The following is a 17,756-nucleotide window of genomic DNA, read 5'->3' as shown; positions in this document are numbered from 1 at the left end:
GTGGGAGGCATTATGGCTAAGCCAACTCTTGCGCCAAAATCACAGGGGATGGATCCCCGTTTGTACTGCGATTACGCTCGTTTAGTACGTCTGCAAGCACAAGCAGAATCATTCAGTTTACTTCCTCACCTAAAGGCGGGTAGCGTACTCTCTGGCCGACACAATTCGTTGTTTCGCGGTCGTGGATTGAACTTCGAAGAGCTGCGCCATTACCAATTGGGTGACGATATTCGTAACCTTGATTGGAAAGTTACGATGCGTACAGGTAAGCCGCACGTGCGCAGCTATACAGAAGAAAAAGATCGCAACGTAATCGTGTGTGTCGACCAGAGAAGCACAATGTTTTTTGCTTCGACGCAAGTAATGAAATCGGTTGTCGCGGCAGAGATCGCAGCGATGTGTGGGTGGCGAGTATTAAAAGATGGCGACCGAGTCGGTTTTGTCATCGCATCCCCGCAGGCGTTGTTTCACAGCAAGGCACAGCGTTCGCAAAACGATCTTCTGGCGCAACTTAAACGTCTCGCTAAAGCCAATCAATCGCTCAATGTGGACTCCCGCAACTCCGAAAAAGTAACGTTCAGTCAATGGATTGAGCTCATTAAACGCATGAAGCTCAAGCAATCCACTTTGATTTTTATCAGCGACTGGAGCGACTGCGAGGAGCACCATCTTGATCACCTTAAACAGCTACAACAGCACAACGATGTTCTTGCAGTGATGGTCAGTGACCCATTAGAACAAGCGCTACCAGACGATTTGGCAAAATCGAAATGGGTGGTTGGTGATGGGCAGTATCAACTCAATTTAGACAGCAAAGCAAAGGTAGAAGCTGCGAGCGCAAAGCTTGAGGCTCGAACTAGCTTACAGCGTCAATCACTCTCTCAACTTATGGCGATGAAACACCTTCCGCACATCGAACTCGATACGACAGGTGAGCACATTAAACAATTCCAAAAACTGGTAGGAGGGCGTTAAATGAGTGATCTTCCTACGCCTCCGAGTACCTACATACTCAGAGAGCTGCATGATGTGGCTGTACCACCCAGCGTGAGTTGGTACCCGCAAACTATTGGCTGGAAAATTTTAGCGGCGGTTGTGCTCATTGCATTGGTGTATGTCGTATATCGATTGGCTCGGCAATGGTGGCATAATCGTTACCGAAAAGAAGCTCTACTGGCGATTTCGCAAATCAAATCGAGCGACAAAGACATGCCAAAAGTATTGTTCTCTGTGCTTAAAGTAGTGCTGATTCATATTGATAGCCGCAACGCGAAATTGTTTGATACCGCCTTTCTGCGCAAGCTCGATGCGCTGTATCCGCAAACCGAAGATTCTCAAGCAAACTCGCAAATGGTTTTTAACGATGAGCTTTCAAAGTGCTGGCTACAAAGTATTGTTGACCCAAGCGTTACGCTAACCAACGAAGAGCGAGTAACGCTTATTGCTCGTGCGAAAAACTGGGTGAGTGAGCACCGTTGTGATGCTCAAAAAAGCGCGGCAAATAAATCACCACGATTGAAACGCAAAGCACATCAGGGAGGTCAACATGAATGATCTTCTTGCATCGATAACTGGTTTGTCTGGTTTTGAATTTGCTCACCCAATGTGGTTTCTGGTTTTGCCCTTGCCGTTGGTGGTGTACTACTTGGTGCCCGCATATCGCACTAAGCAAATGGCGATCAAAGTGCCGTTTTTTAGTCAGCTGGTGGAAGCGATTGGCGAGACGCCATCAGAAGGTGCAAGCCAGTTGACCCCGAGTTGGTGGCAGCGAGCAACGTTAATTCTTTCATGGCTTTTGGTGGTGTGTGCGATGGCAAAACCCACCGTGTTAGGCGAGCCTCAAGTTCGCGAGAGTTTAGGCCGCGATGTGATGGTGGTGGTGGATCTTTCGGGCTCCATGGCCGAGCCAGATTTCACCTCACGTACAGGCGAAAAAATTTCTCGTCTTGATGCGGCAAAAGAAGTGCTGTCGGAGTTTGTTCAGTCTCGTAAAGGTGACCGATTAGGCTTGGTGCTTTTTGGTGATGCTGCTTTCGTGCAAACGCCATTTACCGCAGACCAAAAAGTGTGGCTCGAACTGCTTAACCAAACCGATGTGGCAATGGCAGGGCAGAGTACCCATCTTGGTGATGCGATTGGCTTAGCGATTAAAGTTTTTGAGCAAAGCGATAAGTCGCGTGGTGCTTTAGAACAAGATCAAAACCGTGAAAAAGTCGCGATTGTATTAACCGATGGTAACGACACGGGCAGTTTTGTTGAACCGATTGATGCGGCGAAAGTGGCGAAAGCCAAAGGCGTGAGAGTATACGTCATTGCGATGGGCGATCCGGAAACGATAGGTGAAACCGCGTTGGATATGGACACGATTCATCGCATTGCGAAAGAATCCGGCGGTGAAGCGTTTGAAGCACTCAACCGTGATGAACTATCGGCTGCCTACGACGAAATTGGCAAACTGGAACCTCAACTTTACGAAAGCACTACATACCGCCCAAAACAAAGCCTTCATCATTACTTGATGGCGTTAGTGGTCATCATGCATTTGCTCGCGTTCAGCGTCGCAACACTCAAAAGAAGGGCTGTTACACGATCACCATTAGGAGAGAGCGATGTTTGATTCTCTTAGTTGGACGCAATTCTTTACGCAGTTTCATTTTATTCGACCACTGTGGTTACTGGCTTTGATCCCCATGTTTTTCTTGGTGTGGTTACGCTGGCGAGAAGAAAGCAAGCCAAGCTGGAAGGATATTCTGCCCGAACATTTACGCAATGCTTTGACGATAGGTGAGCGAGGTTGGCGTAAGCAACTGCCGCTTAAGCTCTTGATGCTGATTGTGTTCATCGCCATTGTGATTTGTGCAGGCCCAACGTGGCAACGTGAATCTTCCCCCTTTGGCGAAGATAAAGCCTCTCTGCTGGTGGTGCTTGATAACAGCGAATCGATGCTGCAAAAAGATCTCCCACCAAGCCGCCTTGAGCGTTCCAAACAGAAAATACGCGATTTGCTAGCCGTGCGAAAAGGCGGAAAAACGGGTTTAGTCGTGTTCGCGGGCAGTGCTCATGTCGCAATGCCTATAACTCAAGACAGCAAAGTATTTGACCCATTTTTGGCGGCCATTACGCCAGAGATTATGCCCGTGCAAGGTAAGCTTGCCGAAAAAGCCTTGCCGTTAATTGATCAACAATTGCAAGGTCAACCAGGCTCCACCGTTCTGTTGGTGAGCGACGGCGTGAACCCGACCACGATTGAGCAATATCAAGCGTATTTCTCGGGCAAACCTTATCAACTGCTAATTCTTGCGGCAGGGAACGCTGACATTGTGAGTAACAACCCAATGGATTTGGATTCTCTGCAAAAACTGGCTAGTCAGACTAACGGTCGATTGGTGGAAGTGACCGTCGATAATAGTGATATCGAGCAACTGAACCGATACATTGAGCGCAATATGCAGCTTAATGGCGAATCTTCAATGCCTTGGAAAGACATGGGATATCAACTTCTGTTCCCAATCGCGCTGATCATGATGCTGTGGTTTAGAAAAGGGTGGTTAGTGCAGTGGTGCGTGATTGTAATGGTGAGCGGCACGTTATTGATGCCAACAAGTGCGTTGGCCGAGAATATTTCAGTTAAAGCCGAGCAGCCACAAGTTGTGCAAAAAGTGACGGCTTTCGACAAGATGGCGCAATGGTGGTGGGATTTGTGGCTGACGCCAGACCAACAAGGACAGCGTTTGTTCAACCAACAAGCGTATTTAGAAGCCGCGAAACACTTTGTCGATCCATTACGCAAAGGTACGGCGTACTACTACGCTAGCGAGTTTGAACTCGCGCACAGTGCGTTTTTGGAGATGCAAAACGACCCGTCCGAAGAGGTTCGAGATTACGGTCTTTATAATGCGGCGAGTGCATTGGCGCGTCAGCGTGAATATTTGGCTGCACGTGACTTGTTAAAATCCCTAGCCAACAAGCCAACGTTGAGCGAGAGGCTAAGACCGGATGTTGAGCATAACTTGAAAGTGATTGGTGGTATTGTAGAGGACATCAACCGTATGAGTGAGAGTCAGGCAGGAACAGAGCAAGAAGCATCAACCGAGCTAGGCGATAACCCTCAAACCGCAGAAGGGGCGGATGAAAAAACGTCAGCGGAGTTGATGATTAAAGAGACGTTAAGTGCAGACGACATCATAGGTAGCCAAGAATTAGCCGACAAATGGTTAAAGCGAGTCGAAGCGGATCCTAAATACTTCTTAAATGCGAAGTTTCAGATTCAATTGCGTTCAATAGAAACCGGAGAATCAACCTCTACTGCGAGCGAAAATACAGAGGAGGCGGTGCAATGATGAAAAGTCACCGTTTTACGCCCTTTGCTTTACCCTTGTGGGTAGTTATCTGTTTCGGTTTCCTCCTGAGCAGTAGTGTGTTAGCTCAAGATATTCGTGACGTTCAACGAGAGCATGGTGTAGAGTTACAAGCGTGGGTTGGTCAACAACCAACGGCTGGAGAGAAGCGTAAAACACCAAGCTTTAGCGTCAATGAGCAAGTTATTTTAACCATCGAAGTGGCAACGCCGCGTTGGTTTACGGGTGGTACGAGAATTGGCAATATTGAAATACCCAATGTTATCGCCAAACAGCGTAATCAACTAGCAACCAACTTTACTGAGCAAAAAGAGGGGCAAACTTGGTCGCGTCAACGCTGGGAAGTGACTTTGTATCCTCAAGCTTCTGGTGATTTTGTGATTCCACCTGTAGCAGTGGGCGTTCAGGTGTCTGCGCCGGACGGCGAGAAGGTATCAGGCACACTTTACACGCAGCCGATTAAGTTCAAAACCGTCTTGCCATCGGGCCTGCTGAGTGGTGAGACACCTTGGTTTTCTGCAACAGATGTAGAGGTAAAGCAAGAGTGGGATACCTCCACTGAGTCACTCAAAGTTGGGGATGCAATCACGCGTAAAATCACCATTTCGGCTCAAGATTCACTATCTGTATTGCTACCAGACTTGTTGAAAGGAGAATCAACAACCCGTTATCAAGCGTATCCTCAACCCCACCGTTTGACAGATACGCAAACACGTGGTGATTACCAGTCAACACGCACAGAAGAGAGCGTGTACGTGATTCAACAAGGTGGTGAATTAACCCTGCCGGATTATGAGTTCCGTTGGTGGAACAGTAAGACTCAGCAAGTGGAAACGGTGATGTTAGAGGGCAAAACTTTTGCCGCGAAGCACACGTTGAAGTCCTTCATCAGAACATACTTTGCATGGATTGTTTCCACGCTTGTGTTGCTGGGTTTTGTGATTATTTCATTGGTAGCCATTAAACGTTACTACCGCAACAGACCGACACCAGCATGGCTGACGTTCCACCGTTTGTTAAAGGCTAAACGTTGGTCTGAAGCAAGGACCATATTGTACAAACAATTGCGTTTAAATACGGCCGAGCTAGAAATGACCAAAGCCGATACGAGTGAATCGTGGCAAAAAAGTGCGTCGCGAATGCAAAATGGTGAAAATAGCGCTCATTTACTGAAGTCGATGTGGCGCAAAATCCAGACCAAACAAAAACGCTTTAAATTCCGTATTCCGCGAGCGTTACCAGAACTGGACAAAGTCATTGGAAGAGATGGCAATGAATAAAACGGGGCGCTAATATAGCGCCTCGTTTTTATTAGAGAATAGAGTTCAAATGAGCCAAGAGTTTATGCGCCGCGCATTGGAAGTGTCCAAAAATGCGCTTCCTGAATGTCAACCCAACCCGCCGGTTGGCTGCGTGTTAGTGAAAGACAATCAAATCGTTTCTGAAGGTCATACTCAAGCGATTGGTGGCAATCACGCGGAAGTGGAAGCGCTGAATGCGTATCAAGGCTCGTTAGAATCGGTGACGGCATACGTTACGCTGGAACCGTGTTCGTTTGTTGGTCGCACGCCTGCTTGCGCGGTGACATTAGTCAAATCCGGCATAAGCAAAGTCGTCGTAGCCATATTGGACCCCGACCCGCGCAACAGTGGTCGAGGTATCGAGATTCTAAAACAAGCAGGTATAGAGGTAGAAACGGGTTTGTGCGGCGAGGAAGTCAGCGAGTTTCTTACCCCTTACTTAGGCAAAGCCTAATCCAAGCTTTACGTTGCACTACGGTGCCAGTTTATGTGGTGAATGAAGTGCGTCAAAATTGAGTTAAAACTCATTAAAACAAGCGATACCGCCCATTTATTGCACTTGGCTGCGTGAACGATCATGCTGTTAGATTAAAATAGAGAAAGTGACTTTTGAAAAATTTAATAGCATGAAACCGACCGACCTTAATCTTATTCCCATTTTCACTGCCATCTATGAAGAGCGTAACTTGTCTCGGGCGGCGGCGCGTTTAAACATCACCCAGCCTGCGGTGAGTAAAGCGCTAGCAAGGCTACGTGATATCTACGATGATCCATTGTTTCATCGTTGCGTTAAAGGTGTCGAGCCTACCTCGTTTGCGATGGATATTTATCCTGCTCTTCTAGCTTCAGTACAAAATTTCACTTCGACATTATCGGCCTCTAGTGAGTTTGACCCTAAAGTGTCGAATAGAGTGTTTTCTATTGCCTGTGTGTCCGTTGCAAGTTTTGAGTTGCTACCTCAAGTCATGAAACAAATCCGTGTGTCGGCGCCAAATGTTGCATTAGAAGTGCATCCGCTTTTTACGGAAGATTTTGAAAGTGATCTGCGGTTACAACGATACGATTTGATCATTGATATCACACCAAGAGCAAGAACGGTGCTAAAACTGGAAACTGTACTTACGGAGCGTTTGGTGGTGGTATGTAGCGAAGCGCATCCACGCCTGAATGACGAGATTACGGCTGAACAATTTTTTGAAGAAGAACACGTAGTGGTTTCGCAGTGGCAGAGTCGTAAGAGCTTGTTAAACGCCGATGACATTGTCGACTTGGATAAGAGAAAGATTAAGTATCGAGCCTCAGGCGTACTAGAAATGCTCCCAATTATTTGTGGTAGTGAATACATTGGCTTAATGCCAGAGTCGATGATCAACTTGTTCAATAACACCTATCATGTTAAATCTTTATCAATGCCATTTGATGAACAAATGTATGAGCTTTGTACAATCTGGCATCCTAGTCGCACAAACGACAGCGCCCATCAGTGGTTGCGTTCACAGATTAAGCAAGCAGGAAAAGTCATCAACCAATAGGAAGTGCAATGAAAAAGACAATACGTGCCATCCTTAACGGAAAAAAAGCTGGGAATTCAGAGTTAAGAGATGCAATCATGAAAATGAGAGAAAAAGGCATCGACGTACAGGTGCGTGTGACGTGGGAATCTCAAGACATGCCGCGGCTAGTGAAAGAAGCGGTTGATGAAGGCATTGAACGTATTGTTGTCGCTGGTGGCGATGGAACCGTCAATGAGGCGGCTTCTGCGGTTATTCAAATTGACGAAGAAAAACGCCCTGAGTTAGCCATTATTCCCCTTGGTACCGCCAATGACTTTGCTACCGCTATTCAAGTACCTAATTTCATTAAGGCGTCTTTATCTCTTGCTGTTGAGGGGCAGTCCGCTTTGGTCGATTGCGTCAAAGCGAACGATCGCTGCTTTATTAACGTGGCAACAGCAGGGTTTGGCGCAGAAGTTACAGCAGAAACGCCTGTTGAACTCAAAAACTTTCTTGGCGGTGGAGCTTACACGCTAACTGGTGTTGTAAAAGCACTTGGCTTTAAACCATATGACGGAACAATAACGATTGAAGGTGGTGCGTATCAGGGAGAAATGTTGCTCGGTGCGTTTTGTAATGGGCGCCTTGCTGGAGGTGGGCAAGAGTTAGCTCCAAAAGCGATGATTAATGATGGGCTGATGGATCTAACATTGGTGCGCCCATTTTTACCTCATGAGCTGCCTAAAGTAATCGACGAGATCAATAACCCGAGTGAGAAAGGAGAGTTTGTGAAGTACACAAGAGCAAGCTGGTTGGAGATAGACTTCCCGAATCCATTACCTCTTAATTTAGATGGAGAACCCTATCATTCGAGAACCATTAGATTTGATGTTCAGCCTAAGAGTATACGATTAGTCGTACCGCAAGATTGTCCTTGCTTGACTAGCTAAACGAGCGTTCTCCATGATTATTGCTTAACACAGCCACTAAAATGTGGCTGTGTTGCTTGTGTTGAGGTATCGTCAACTTCTTAACGTTTTTGAATGGTCTCAACGTCTATCTGCGTAGTTGTCCAATCTGAGTCAACCTCTCCTCGAATCATTACGGTATCTTTTGGTGTCACTTCTTGACCCATCCAATCTTCGTTGTCGATCTCTACTTCGATTTCACCAGTGTTGTCTTTGAACAAGTAAGTCTCGTTACCAAATGATTGAACAATATGCCCGGTTAGCACTACAGCGCTGTCGTCGGTTGCGTTGCGCGCCTCTTTCACCGTATTGATTGCACTGACTTCTGGGCCATTAAACGCGGCGAAAGCCGAGCTTGAAAGTAGGGCAAGCATGGATGTTAACAATACTCTTTTCATTATCCTCTCCTGATATTAGAAGTAATAAGTTGTGCCTACATTAAAGGATGCAGTGTTTGCGTAGCTGTCTAGTTGGTATTTTGCGTTTACACCTATGGTGAGCTGCGGGAAAATTCTGTATTCCGCACCCACTGAGAACATTGCGCCTAGCTCGTTGTTTTTCTCCGCGCTATGGAAAAGCGTGTTGGTCATTTCCACATCGTCGTTCGTGACAAGTTCGTATTCTTGATGTTTAGAAACCTTGGCGTTGTATTCCGTGTACGTTAGACCCGCTTTGAATTTTGTTGTCCATTTATCATTTAATGCATAGTTAAACACAGGGGCCAACGACACTTGCTTGGCTTTGATTGACGCATCCCAATCCATTTCATGATGGTAATCTTTGCCATCGATTGACTTGATACCTAGGTTTTTTGAACGACTATCATCAAGGTCAAACTGGCTGTAACCCAGTTCCAATGCCCAGTTGTCATTAAATGCGTAACCGACAAAGCCTGAGAAAATACCGTCTTCAAGCTCAGGGTTGAGTGTTACGTTGTCAGTTGAAAAGTGAGGTTCCAAATCATGGTCAGTGGTGCCTAGTCCATATTCCAGACCTACATAAGGAGCCGCAGATACCGAAACTGAGCAGGTAACAAGTAACGCAAGAAGTGTTTTGTTCATTTTATTTTGCCTCTTCAAATCAACTTAGTGAGTAGAAGCGCATTTTGTGTGAAGAAGCGTGAAGCGATCGTGAAGAAACGAAAAAATGTTTAGAAAAAAGAGCAAGGGGCGATAACCGAGGGGCGGTTTGAGTGAACAAACACCAAGCTCTTTATATAGAGTAAGTTAAGTTGCTGCGACGTAACACACCGCAAACGGGACATTAAGGCGAGTAAACTCTTTGATCCAACGCCATTGGTTATCCTGGAGTTTATCGCCTGGCCCTTTTACTTCAATCCATTCGAACTCGTTTCCTTTAAAAGCAATCAGATCAGGCATCCCATTGCGGTAAAGCTTTAGGTCACTCAATTGTATTTTAAATAGCGCCATCAACATGTTAGTTGGGATTGTATCGAGTGCCATTTCGAGTAGCTCTTTACTTATTAAGCTCCAATGCACAAATGGATTGCTGATACCAAACTTCTCATCGTATCTAGTTAACAACGTATAAGTATTGCCCGTTTCCAACATATCAAACGTCGCATCTATCAAAGCTTGGCGTTTGGTAACAAAATCAGAATGGTACAAATCCAGAGGACGATGTTGATAGGCATTGATGAATGCGCCTTCGATGGGAGCGAAAATCGCATCCCAAAAAGTGAGACCAAGTAATGCATTAAGCAGTGCATTTTCGGCGTAAAATACAGTCCAGCCTAAGGACTCAAAATACGCTTTGCTGGCGAGTTCGACTCTCTGTTGAGATAAATCCAGTTCAAGGCGGTATTCCGTACAGGTTGGCTTCGTCACTCTTGGCACTTTCTCGCCTTGTTTTGGTTTTAACCGTTGCTCAAGTTTTTGTGCAACTTCGAGCTCAGACACATCGATCGGTGAGTTAAGCATATCTGTGACAATGTCACCAAATAAATCATCATGGTTTAATTTGTCATAGATACGTGCGCGTCGTTCTCGGCTCGGTGTGAGTTGAGTTTGGCCAAATAGAGACAGGGCGGTCTCTAGATCATTAAGCCGTTCGTAATCACGTGCTATGTCATTCAACATGTGCTCGCGTTTACGATCTACGTAACGGTGTTTAACGGGCTGAGGCATTGCCTCAATTAATAAGTCGAGATTGGCTTTGTCTTTTCGGTCAAATTGCCAGTACAGGTTGGCCAACTGGCTCAGTTCAATTAAACGGTCTATTTGCTCACGTGAATCAAAGAAACGGCGCACTTTACTCAATTGATATTGCTCGAACTGATGCAAACCTAAGTCATCAAGCACAAACTGACTTAAGTCTTGATGGGTGTTGGCAAAAAACAGAGTGAGCAACACGTCGATCATATGAGCTGAATTGAGTTTGACGATCGTAAACTCAAGCTTCTCTATACGATCAAATTCCGCATTACTCAAACGTTCGACAAGGGCGTCTTTCTTGAGTGATTTCGGCAGTTCGGGATAAAGCGTGGAGATTTCTGGCTTGGTCAGTAAATTAGCCGCTAACTCTTGATGAGAAAGGGGTGGGGAAAGGGCTACAAACTCATGCTGACTCAATTCTGCCAGTGCTTCATTGATAGAAGTTATTTCTGGATAACTCAGCTTATCACTTCGAAACCAACACCCCTTTCGGCTGTATAAACGTACCAAAAGGCACTGGGCGTGTTTGCTCAAAGAATCAAACGAGCAAAGCCATGCGTGTTCTTCCTTGGTCAGTAAATCGCTGTACCAAGTTACTGCGTGGTGAGTCAGCTTAAAGAAGTTCTCTAGATAGTAGTCTGGTGCAAGTTCGATAGGGCTTTCCATAAACGACCGATAACAAAAAAGGCTTAACCCATAGGTTAAGCCTTTTTGCTATCAAATCAATTCGCAATTATGCGTTTTTTAGTTGTGCTACTTTCGCTTCAGACAATGGCTTAGTGATGAACGCAAGTACGATACATACTGCCATCATTGCAGAAGAAATTGTGTAAGCCAAGGTGTAGCCGTCGCCATTTGTCATCGAGAAACCAACAACCGCTGCGCCGATTGCACCACCAATACCCCATGCTGTGTAAAGTACGCCGTAGTTAGTGCCGTAGTTTTTCAGACCGTAGAACTCAGCCGTTAGAGTAGGGAATACCGCTAGAAGTGTGCCGTAACCTACCGCTGCGATTGCTGTACCGATGATCAGTGTAAACTCAGAGTCGAACGTCGCGAACAGCACCATGTTTACGCCTTGTAGAACGAACGCAAGTAGAAGCGTACGAACACCGCCGATTTTATCTGCAAGCATACCCGCGGCAACACGACCGCCAGAGTTAAATACAGCAAGAATAGACGCAAGGTAAACCGCGTTTGGCAAGTTTGCTTGAACGCTTGCGATTGTCGTGATGTTACCAATGATCATTAGACCAACAGAAGCTGCAAACGCGTACATGATCCATAGAGAGTAGAACTGTGGCGTTTTCAACATTGCTTTCCAAGTTAAGTCATCTGACTTTTTCACCGCTTTAGGTGCTTGGCCTTCTTTTACTTTAGGCTCCGCAGGTGTGTAGTCTGCTGGTGGGTTGTTGATGGTCGCTGCAAGAGGAACCGCAATCGCTAGGATACCAACACCAAGAACCATAAAGCTAGTTTGAATGCCCATGCTGTCTATTAGCGCAGAAGTTACTGGCGCGAGGTAAATAGCCGCTAGACCAAAACCTGCCGCAATAATGCCGTTAACCATACCTTTCTTCGAAGCGTGGAACCACTTCATCGCAGAAGGTGATAGGCATGCGTAACCAAAACCGATACCTGCACCTGTGATCACACCGAATGTAATGTTCAACATTAGTGGAGAGTTCACAAAGCCAGAAGCGATCATGCCCAGACCTGTAAGAACAGTACCTAGGATAAGGATCATTCGAGGGCCCATGCGGTCTTGAAGAATGCCTGCAATAAGAAGACAGATAGAGAAAGTGATGGTTGCAGTTGCGTAAGGTGCAGAAGCTTCTGCAGCACTCCAGCCTGATTCAGTTACCAGTGCCTTGTTGAATACACTCCAAGCATACAGGATGCCAAGACAAAGGTTGATACAGAACCCTGCTAACAGGATGCGCATAGCTTTATCAATCTTGCTCATTTTTATTCTCAGTTTTTCCTCTTATTGGCAATGCCGCAAAGAAGGTTGGTTTAAAGATGTTTTTTCTCAAAATTAGTTTGCGTTTTTCAACGTTTAACGCAATGAGCGCGGATTATAACCAATAAATATGTGATTGGAATCTCTTTTTACGGTTACTGATAAAATAATTTGCAACATTAAAAGTGGATGTGAATTCATGGTTTTGTATGTAGTAAGAACGTTGTAAAAAAGTGATATTTTTTGTTCGCTAATAACGAATGATGAGTCAAGACAGAGAGGTTTTACGCTGTTGAGTGCACAGTTCACATTTCAAATAAAAAATTTCAAAATGTTTCTATGTTAACCATCTGTAACAAAAACGGCGAATTTATCATCTAACTGTCGTAAGTATCAGATGCAAAGGGTTTCTTAATTTTTAATTGTTAACCTTTTGTAATAATTGAAGCTGATTAGCTTTTATGTTCATTAAGTGAGCAAAAAAGTAACTTGTAATTGCTGATTTTAGGCGCAAAATATAGTGAAAAATGAGTTTTCATTTATGAAGGGATGCTTTTTAGATTTGTTGTGAGGTGACTTATGAAACTGTTCCTATTACTCATGGCTTCGGTATCCGCTGGTATCGCATCAGCAGACCACATCCATTCATTTATGTTGGGCTTATCTATTGCTTCTTTAGCGGTAGGTAGCTGTTATTTCTTCGCATTTCGCAGCTCGCGCTTTCCACAGCTTGCTTTATTCCTACTTATTTGCGGCATGCTTTCTAAGTTGACGATAACCGTAGTCGGTGTGATGTGGGGAATGTCCGCGGAATTAATCACGTCTCCAATCGTATTCGCACTTTCATATTTATTCTTTTCGCTTGCCGTTACCTACTTATGGTTTAGCTACAGAGAGAGCATCACTAAGATTCCTGACCGATTTAAGTCAGCGTAAATCAACACATTAGAATAAAAAAAACGCCAGCACATTTGCTGGCGTTTTTAATTAAACGTAATTTTGTTCGGATATTGCTTTTAGTTTGATCGTGGCAATACCGTTAGGCACTCATTGGAACAAGCACCATAGTACCAATAATCACCGTGATAAGGCCTGCTAGAACTGGAACGGATGTGCGTTTTACAACCTCAAACGGGCTGATGTTTGCCATACCTGATGTCGCAACGATTACGCCAGATACTGGTGAGATAGTACGGCCTAGGTTTGATGCTTGAAGCATCGGGATAATTAGGAACGCAGGGTTTAATCCCATTTTAGCAGCTAAAGATGGTGCTAACTCCACGAACGCATAGAAAGGCGCGTTGCCCGAACCCGTTGCAATTGCTGCTGCAACTGTCAATGCAGTTAGAATAAGCATTAAAGCAACGCCGCCTGCACCAGCATTGTCTGCGAGATGAAGTAGGTTATCGATAGCGCCGATAGACATCAGACCTTGTGCAAAAACCCCTGCGGCAACCAAAAGCATCACAACGCCTTTAAACGCGTCAGCCATGCCCGCGTAACAAGAATCTAAATCTTCTAGTGATTTCTTACCATCGAACTTATTTACAACATAATGGATCAGAGCTCCAAGGAAAATCGAACCAACCACAATAGTGTAGATGTCTAGACTAAGTCCTGGAATGGTACGACCGTTGAATAGGAAAACGCCGATGATAGGTAGAAATGGAAGAGCTGCATAAAACGCTGGTGCGTCAGCTTTGATCTCTGATACATCAATTTTTTCCATTGGCGTATTTTCTTTCTTATCTAAGTATTTGTTCCAGAAGAACGCTGCCGCTGCCATGACGATGATTGCGCAAATAGAAACAGGCAACACAGTTTGTACCGCAAACACATCAAGCTCTAAACCAGACTTTTCTGCTGCGATAACAACATCACCAGAAGTAGGAGAAAGGATGATTGCCGCTGGAGAGGCACACACTGCAACGGCTGCTGGACGAGAAATGCCCATCGCGACCATCATTGGGAATAATGTCGCCATTAATAGTACGCCAAGGCCTGTTGCAGAACTTACCGCAAGAGACATTAAACACGCCACAATGTAAGCCGCTACCAAAAGGACGTAAGGAGACTTGATGACAGAAAGCGGTTTAGAGAACTGTTTCACTACCACGTTGTTCGCGCCGATATGAGTCATGTATGACGCAAAACCACAAAGCAGCATGATTTGCATACCAAGACCGCCACCGCGGTATTGAAGCATGTATTTCACGTATTCCAGCGCATCTGTCACCATGTTACCAGTTGAGGTGATTTTTGACGGCAGCACGTCGTGCCCCAAAACGCCAGTCATAAGAAGTAAAGCAATACCAGCGGTCAGTAACACGCCCGCAGCTTTATAGCCTTTGACAATAAAGTAACCCACCGCAATGGTAACCACTAAGCCAATTAAGAGCTCTAACATAGGGATCTCCGAATGTTATGTAAAAAAGAAAGAAACTGTTTCAGTTTATGACAAGGAATTTACAGAATTCTTAGCTGTGGCACGAGACAAATATGGGGCTTGCATGATCTGAGACAAATAATAATTTAATAAATAATTTCGTTAGATTGTATTGTTGGAATTTGGTTTTCTAAGTGTTATGTGCTGGTTTGAAGCTATTTATAGGAAGGAAAATATGACTAGGAAAGTGAATGAATAATGAGTGAATTGATTCACAATAGGAAAAAGACTTTACTCAATAAGCAATTGTTGGAAAACACTCTTCACAACAAAAAAGCTTCGCCGAAGCGAAGCTAAGTAATCGTAAGAATGAGGATAAACTATGCGTATCGACGAACCATAAGGTTCCAACTACGTTGCTGCCGTTCGAACTCTGCTTTAATTTGCTGATACTTCATTTTTGTTACAGAGCATTCGTATTTTTTTACCACACTGGCAGTTTTGGCACCGAGTACTTCTTTGCGCATCTCGTAGTATTCCTGCATGTGATGAACTAAAGTATCAAACTCTTGCTGTAGCTGATCGAGGATCGTTTGCGTGTTCGGTTTCGATTCTAGCTTTTCTCTTGCTTTCTTCAAAAGTTGACTCGCACGGGCTTTTTCAATTCTAAATGTAGGCGTTGTGCGCAACTTAGATGTGAGTCCTAGCCAAGAACATGACTTTATCAACCACTTCGTTGGGTCGTAATGCCACCAATACACGCCATTGCGATAGTCATTCTCGAAAATATGATGGAAATTATGGTAACCCTCTCCAAATGTGAAAAAGGCGAGTACACCATTATCGCGAGCAGTGTTTTTGTCTGTGAAAGTTTGCTTACCCCAAATATGTGCGAGGGAGTTAATGAAAAAAGTTGTATGGTGACTCATAAAGAGTCGAGTTGCACCAACGACCAATAACATCCCCCAGATATCACCGTAGATCAGTCCTAGTATGACTGGGAAACCAATATTAGTCAGTAGGGCAAGTGGAACATAATACTTATGCTGCCACATGACGATTTTATCGCGCTTTAGGTCACGGCAGTTTGTATATTCGTTTTCCTTTGATTTATTGTAATCACGTAACATCCACCCAATGTGAGAATACCAAAAACCCCGCTTGGCTGAGTACGGATCTTTATCGTTATTGTCGACATGTTTGTGATGCACACGATGATCAGAAGACCAATGTAATGCACTATTTTGCAAAGAAAATGCTCCTCCAATCGCAAAAATGGCGCGCAAAATAGGATGAGCTTCGTATGTTTTGTGGCTCCAGAGACGATGATAGCCTGCTGTAATAGAAAGGTTAGTAAAACTAAATGCAATCACTCCCCAAATTAGATGTTCCCAACCCAGTCCAAAATGATATGCATACCAAGGCATTACAATAAAAGTTAGAACAAAACTGGCAGAAAATATTAATGTATTCAACCAGATAACAGGTGGTTTGTTTTGAGTCACAGGTGTATCCCTAACTTTGAGCTAACAACTGTTCGCCAGAATATCAGCGTACACATGTAAGTCAAATTAAAGTTAGACAAATGTGACTATTCCTTTGGGTGTAGATTAAGGAACTTGATGGGATATTTTGCTTTTAATTGAATAATGAGTAGTATTAAAAAATGAGCTCTGGCTTAAGGTGTATAAAATCTGCCAAGAAACAAGTGTTATAAAGGTGGAATATACCGAGACTCTATAAAGAAGCAAAAATGTAAGAAAATAGGAATACGTAATGGATTTACGATTAGCGGAATATAAGGACTACGAGCGCATTGCGCATCTTCATGCGGATAGCTGGAAGCGTCATTACCGTGGCATTCTTAGTGATAACTATCTTGAGAAAGAAGCGATTGACGACAAACTACTGATTTGGCAAACCCGTTTGACCAACCCACCATTCAATCAGCACATTGTCTTGGCGGAGGAGGGAGGTTTGCTACTTGGCTTTGTTTGTGTGTTCGGCAACCATGATTTCGAGCGTGGAACCTTTATTGACGCATTGCATGTTGATGACAGTTACCGTGGTCGTGGGATTGGTAAGCAGCTATTACTTGCTGTCGCAGAATGGCAACAGCAGTACTTTAAAGACACAGGTCTTTATTTAGAAGTTGTGTCGCAAAACATTTCTGCGATTGAATTCTATCGCCACATTGGTGGTCAAGAGGATCAAGAGCGAACTTGGCGCGCACCTGATGGCAAAGAGGTGTTAGAAAAAGTATTCCGTTGGAAGAACGCCCAGTCATTAGTTAGTGGGATTGAGGAAAACGTGATTTACTCCTAACCTAGCGTTCTAAAACATTAGATAAGAGCAGTCTCAACACTGCTCTTTTTTGTTTATGCACCCTAACGTTATGTTTTATTGAAAGCTTTCTAGAAGTTAACCCCCATGGCTTTTAGTTCGAGCTCACATTGCTGAGCATTTTCAAACTGAATAGCAGCCATGCCAACTGCTCGGGCACCTTCAACATTGTAAGGCATGTCATCAAGAAATACTGTCTCTTCGGGGTTAAGCTGATACTTTGAAAGTAGAGTTTGGTAGATCTCCGCTTGTGGTTTTAGTAATTGAACTTCAGAAGAGATGATTGCTCCATCAAACAGTGGCCAAAACTCATAGGTAGTACGAAGATGTTCCACAATTTCGTTGATGTTGTCTGTGAGCGCATATACGCCATATCCGGCTCTTTTTACTCGTTTTAACAGCTCTATACTGCCGTAAAGTAATATTTGAGTGTGTTTTACATAATAAAAGAAGCGGTCCATTTCTTCCGTCGTTACTTGGTGTTCACGTTGATAACGCTGTTTTGCTTCCCTTTCGGAGATCGTCCCTTTATTTAAATCTTTCCAGATTTGTGATGAAAATAGCATCTGAGCCATTTTCTCTGATTCTACGGAACCACCAAATGTTAAGCGAACGATTTCTACTGGAGACCAGCGTACCAACACATTACCTACATCAAAAATGACATTTTTTATCTGGACAGAATTCATAACACACCCCAAGCCAATTGTTCTTCACCACGCTATATGCGGTGAGTGCTGTTTTTGAATCGTTGGAAAGTCGTGCCAAAG

The 17,756-nt window shown here is 44.4% G+C and carries 17 protein-coding genes; 10 read left to right on the top strand and 7 right to left on the bottom strand.

Annotated features, from left to right (window positions below; genetic code table 11):
* Positions 1 to 12 precede the first annotated feature (12 nt).
* From R8O11_RS17750 to yegS, 8 genes are all read left to right on the top strand, one after another.
* Positions 13 to 975: a DUF58 domain-containing protein gene (locus tag R8O11_RS17750; protein WP_170896947.1), complete on the top strand. Its 963-nt coding sequence runs from the start codon at positions 13 to 15 to the stop codon at positions 973 to 975.
* Positions 976 to 1,554 carry a DUF4381 domain-containing protein gene (locus tag R8O11_RS17745; RefSeq protein ID WP_054729304.1) on the top strand — a complete coding sequence of 193 codons (579 nt, stop codon included), beginning with the start codon at positions 976 to 978 and terminating at the stop codon, positions 1,552 to 1,554.
* Positions 1,547 to 2,617, top strand: coding sequence for a VWA domain-containing protein (locus tag R8O11_RS17740; protein WP_318194309.1), 1,071 nt, complete (start codon positions 1,547 to 1,549; stop codon positions 2,615 to 2,617). The genes R8O11_RS17745 and R8O11_RS17740 overlap by 8 nt, the downstream gene beginning before the upstream one ends.
* On the top strand, positions 2,610 to 4,340 hold the full coding sequence (locus R8O11_RS17735; RefSeq protein ID WP_318194308.1) for a vWA domain-containing protein: 1,731 nt from the start codon (positions 2,610 to 2,612) through the stop codon (positions 4,338 to 4,340). The genes R8O11_RS17740 and R8O11_RS17735 overlap by 8 nt, the downstream gene beginning before the upstream one ends.
* The gene (locus R8O11_RS17730) at positions 4,337 to 5,638 is read left to right on the top strand and encodes a BatD family protein (RefSeq protein ID WP_318194307.1); all 1,302 of its coding nucleotides are present in this window, start codon (positions 4,337 to 4,339) and stop codon (positions 5,636 to 5,638) included. Before R8O11_RS17735 ends, R8O11_RS17730 begins: the two co-directional genes overlap by 4 nt.
* Before the next feature lie 49 nt (positions 5,639 to 5,687).
* Positions 5,688 to 6,113 carry a bifunctional diaminohydroxyphosphoribosylaminopyrimidine deaminase/5-amino-6-(5-phosphoribosylamino)uracil reductase RibD gene (locus R8O11_RS17725; protein WP_005376542.1) on the top strand — a complete coding sequence of 142 codons (426 nt, stop codon included), beginning with the start codon at positions 5,688 to 5,690 and terminating at the stop codon, positions 6,111 to 6,113.
* A gap of 172 nt (positions 6,114 to 6,285) precedes the next feature.
* On the top strand, positions 6,286 to 7,191 hold the full coding sequence (locus tag R8O11_RS17720; RefSeq protein ID WP_005376541.1) for a LysR family transcriptional regulator: 906 nt from the start codon (positions 6,286 to 6,288) through the stop codon (positions 7,189 to 7,191).
* 8 nt (positions 7,192 to 7,199) lie between these two features.
* A complete protein-coding gene (gene yegS, locus R8O11_RS17715; RefSeq protein ID WP_170890137.1) occupies positions 7,200 to 8,102 on the top strand; it encodes a lipid kinase YegS in 903 nt (300 codons plus the stop codon).
* An 80-nt stretch (positions 8,103 to 8,182) separates the two neighbouring features.
* Here yegS and R8O11_RS17710 read toward each other — a convergent pair whose 3' ends face one another.
* The 4 genes from R8O11_RS17710 to R8O11_RS17695 form a co-directional block, all read right to left on the bottom strand.
* Positions 8,183 to 8,518 carry a YgiW/YdeI family stress tolerance OB fold protein gene (locus tag R8O11_RS17710; RefSeq protein ID WP_017635355.1) on the bottom strand — a complete coding sequence of 112 codons (336 nt, stop codon included), beginning with the start codon at positions 8,516 to 8,518 and terminating at the stop codon, positions 8,183 to 8,185.
* A gap of 15 nt (positions 8,519 to 8,533) precedes the next feature.
* Positions 8,534 to 9,181 carry an AcfA family outer membrane beta-barrel protein gene (locus tag R8O11_RS17705; RefSeq protein WP_054574626.1) on the bottom strand — a complete coding sequence of 216 codons (648 nt, stop codon included), beginning with the start codon at positions 9,179 to 9,181 and terminating at the stop codon, positions 8,534 to 8,536.
* Positions 9,182 to 9,346: 165 nt separating this feature from the next.
* Complete coding sequence (locus R8O11_RS17700; RefSeq protein WP_318194306.1) at positions 9,347 to 10,960, bottom strand: VRR-NUC domain-containing protein; 1,614 nt, start codon at positions 10,958 to 10,960, stop codon at positions 9,347 to 9,349.
* 67 nt (positions 10,961 to 11,027) lie between these two features.
* Positions 11,028 to 12,260, bottom strand: coding sequence for an OFA family MFS transporter (locus tag R8O11_RS17695; protein ID WP_005388232.1), 1,233 nt, complete (start codon positions 12,258 to 12,260; stop codon positions 11,028 to 11,030).
* Between the two features lie 576 nt (positions 12,261 to 12,836).
* Between R8O11_RS17695 and R8O11_RS17690 the strand changes: the two genes are divergently transcribed.
* Complete coding sequence (locus R8O11_RS17690; RefSeq protein WP_005376535.1) at positions 12,837 to 13,193, top strand: hypothetical protein; 357 nt, start codon at positions 12,837 to 12,839, stop codon at positions 13,191 to 13,193.
* Between the two features lie 103 nt (positions 13,194 to 13,296).
* On the opposite strand, the gene dcuC is transcribed toward R8O11_RS17690, so the two are convergent.
* Both dcuC and R8O11_RS17680 read right to left on the bottom strand, forming a co-directional pair.
* A complete protein-coding gene (dcuC, locus tag R8O11_RS17685; RefSeq protein ID WP_005376528.1) occupies positions 13,297 to 14,664 on the bottom strand; it encodes an anaerobic C4-dicarboxylate transporter DcuC in 1,368 nt (455 codons plus the stop codon).
* Positions 14,665 to 15,023: 359 nt separating this feature from the next.
* A complete protein-coding gene (locus R8O11_RS17680; RefSeq protein ID WP_054574624.1) occupies positions 15,024 to 16,148 on the bottom strand; it encodes an acyl-CoA desaturase in 1,125 nt (374 codons plus the stop codon).
* A gap of 271 nt (positions 16,149 to 16,419) precedes the next feature.
* Between R8O11_RS17680 and R8O11_RS17675 the strand changes: the two genes are divergently transcribed.
* The gene (locus R8O11_RS17675) at positions 16,420 to 16,968 is read left to right on the top strand and encodes a GNAT family N-acetyltransferase (protein ID WP_005376525.1); all 549 of its coding nucleotides are present in this window, start codon (positions 16,420 to 16,422) and stop codon (positions 16,966 to 16,968) included.
* Between the two features lie 89 nt (positions 16,969 to 17,057).
* On the opposite strand, the gene R8O11_RS17670 is transcribed toward R8O11_RS17675, so the two are convergent.
* Positions 17,058 to 17,675: an HAD family hydrolase gene (locus tag R8O11_RS17670; RefSeq protein ID WP_017635351.1), complete on the bottom strand. Its 618-nt coding sequence runs from the start codon at positions 17,673 to 17,675 to the stop codon at positions 17,058 to 17,060.
* Positions 17,676 to 17,756: the final 81 nt, after the last annotated feature.

This window comes from Vibrio sp. 1288 (genome assembly GCF_033344475.1).
The sequence above is the reverse complement of the archived record's forward strand: the minus strand, read 5'-3'. Positions and strand labels throughout refer to the sequence as shown.

Coding starts and splice junctions, on each gene's coding strand:
- R8O11_RS17705 (WP_054574626.1), bottom strand. CDS start 9,181: ATGAACAAAACACTTCTTGCGTTACTTGTTACCTGCTCAGTTTCGGTA.
- R8O11_RS17720 (WP_005376541.1), top strand. CDS start 6,286: ATGAAACCGACCGACCTTAATCTTATTCCCATTTTCACTGCCATCTAT.
- yegS (WP_170890137.1), top strand. CDS start 7,200: ATGAAAAAGACAATACGTGCCATCCTTAACGGAAAAAAAGCTGGGAAT.
- dcuC (WP_005376528.1), bottom strand. CDS start 14,664: ATGTTAGAGCTCTTAATTGGCTTAGTGGTTACCATTGCGGTGGGTTAC.
- R8O11_RS17675 (WP_005376525.1), top strand. CDS start 16,420: ATGGATTTACGATTAGCGGAATATAAGGACTACGAGCGCATTGCGCAT.
- R8O11_RS17710 (WP_017635355.1), bottom strand. CDS start 8,518: ATGAAAAGAGTATTGTTAACATCCATGCTTGCCCTACTTTCAAGCTCG.
- R8O11_RS17750 (WP_170896947.1), top strand. CDS start 13: ATGGCTAAGCCAACTCTTGCGCCAAAATCACAGGGGATGGATCCCCGT.
- R8O11_RS17700 (WP_318194306.1), bottom strand. CDS start 10,960: ATGGAAAGCCCTATCGAACTTGCACCAGACTACTATCTAGAGAACTTC.
- R8O11_RS17730 (WP_318194307.1), top strand. CDS start 4,337: ATGATGAAAAGTCACCGTTTTACGCCCTTTGCTTTACCCTTGTGGGTA.
- R8O11_RS17745 (WP_054729304.1), top strand. CDS start 976: ATGAGTGATCTTCCTACGCCTCCGAGTACCTACATACTCAGAGAGCTG.
- R8O11_RS17690 (WP_005376535.1), top strand. CDS start 12,837: ATGAAACTGTTCCTATTACTCATGGCTTCGGTATCCGCTGGTATCGCA.
- R8O11_RS17725 (WP_005376542.1), top strand. CDS start 5,688: ATGAGCCAAGAGTTTATGCGCCGCGCATTGGAAGTGTCCAAAAATGCG.
- R8O11_RS17670 (WP_017635351.1), bottom strand. CDS start 17,675: ATGAATTCTGTCCAGATAAAAAATGTCATTTTTGATGTAGGTAATGTG.
- R8O11_RS17740 (WP_318194309.1), top strand. CDS start 1,547: ATGAATGATCTTCTTGCATCGATAACTGGTTTGTCTGGTTTTGAATTT.
- R8O11_RS17695 (WP_005388232.1), bottom strand. CDS start 12,260: ATGAGCAAGATTGATAAAGCTATGCGCATCCTGTTAGCAGGGTTCTGT.
- R8O11_RS17735 (WP_318194308.1), top strand. CDS start 2,610: ATGTTTGATTCTCTTAGTTGGACGCAATTCTTTACGCAGTTTCATTTT.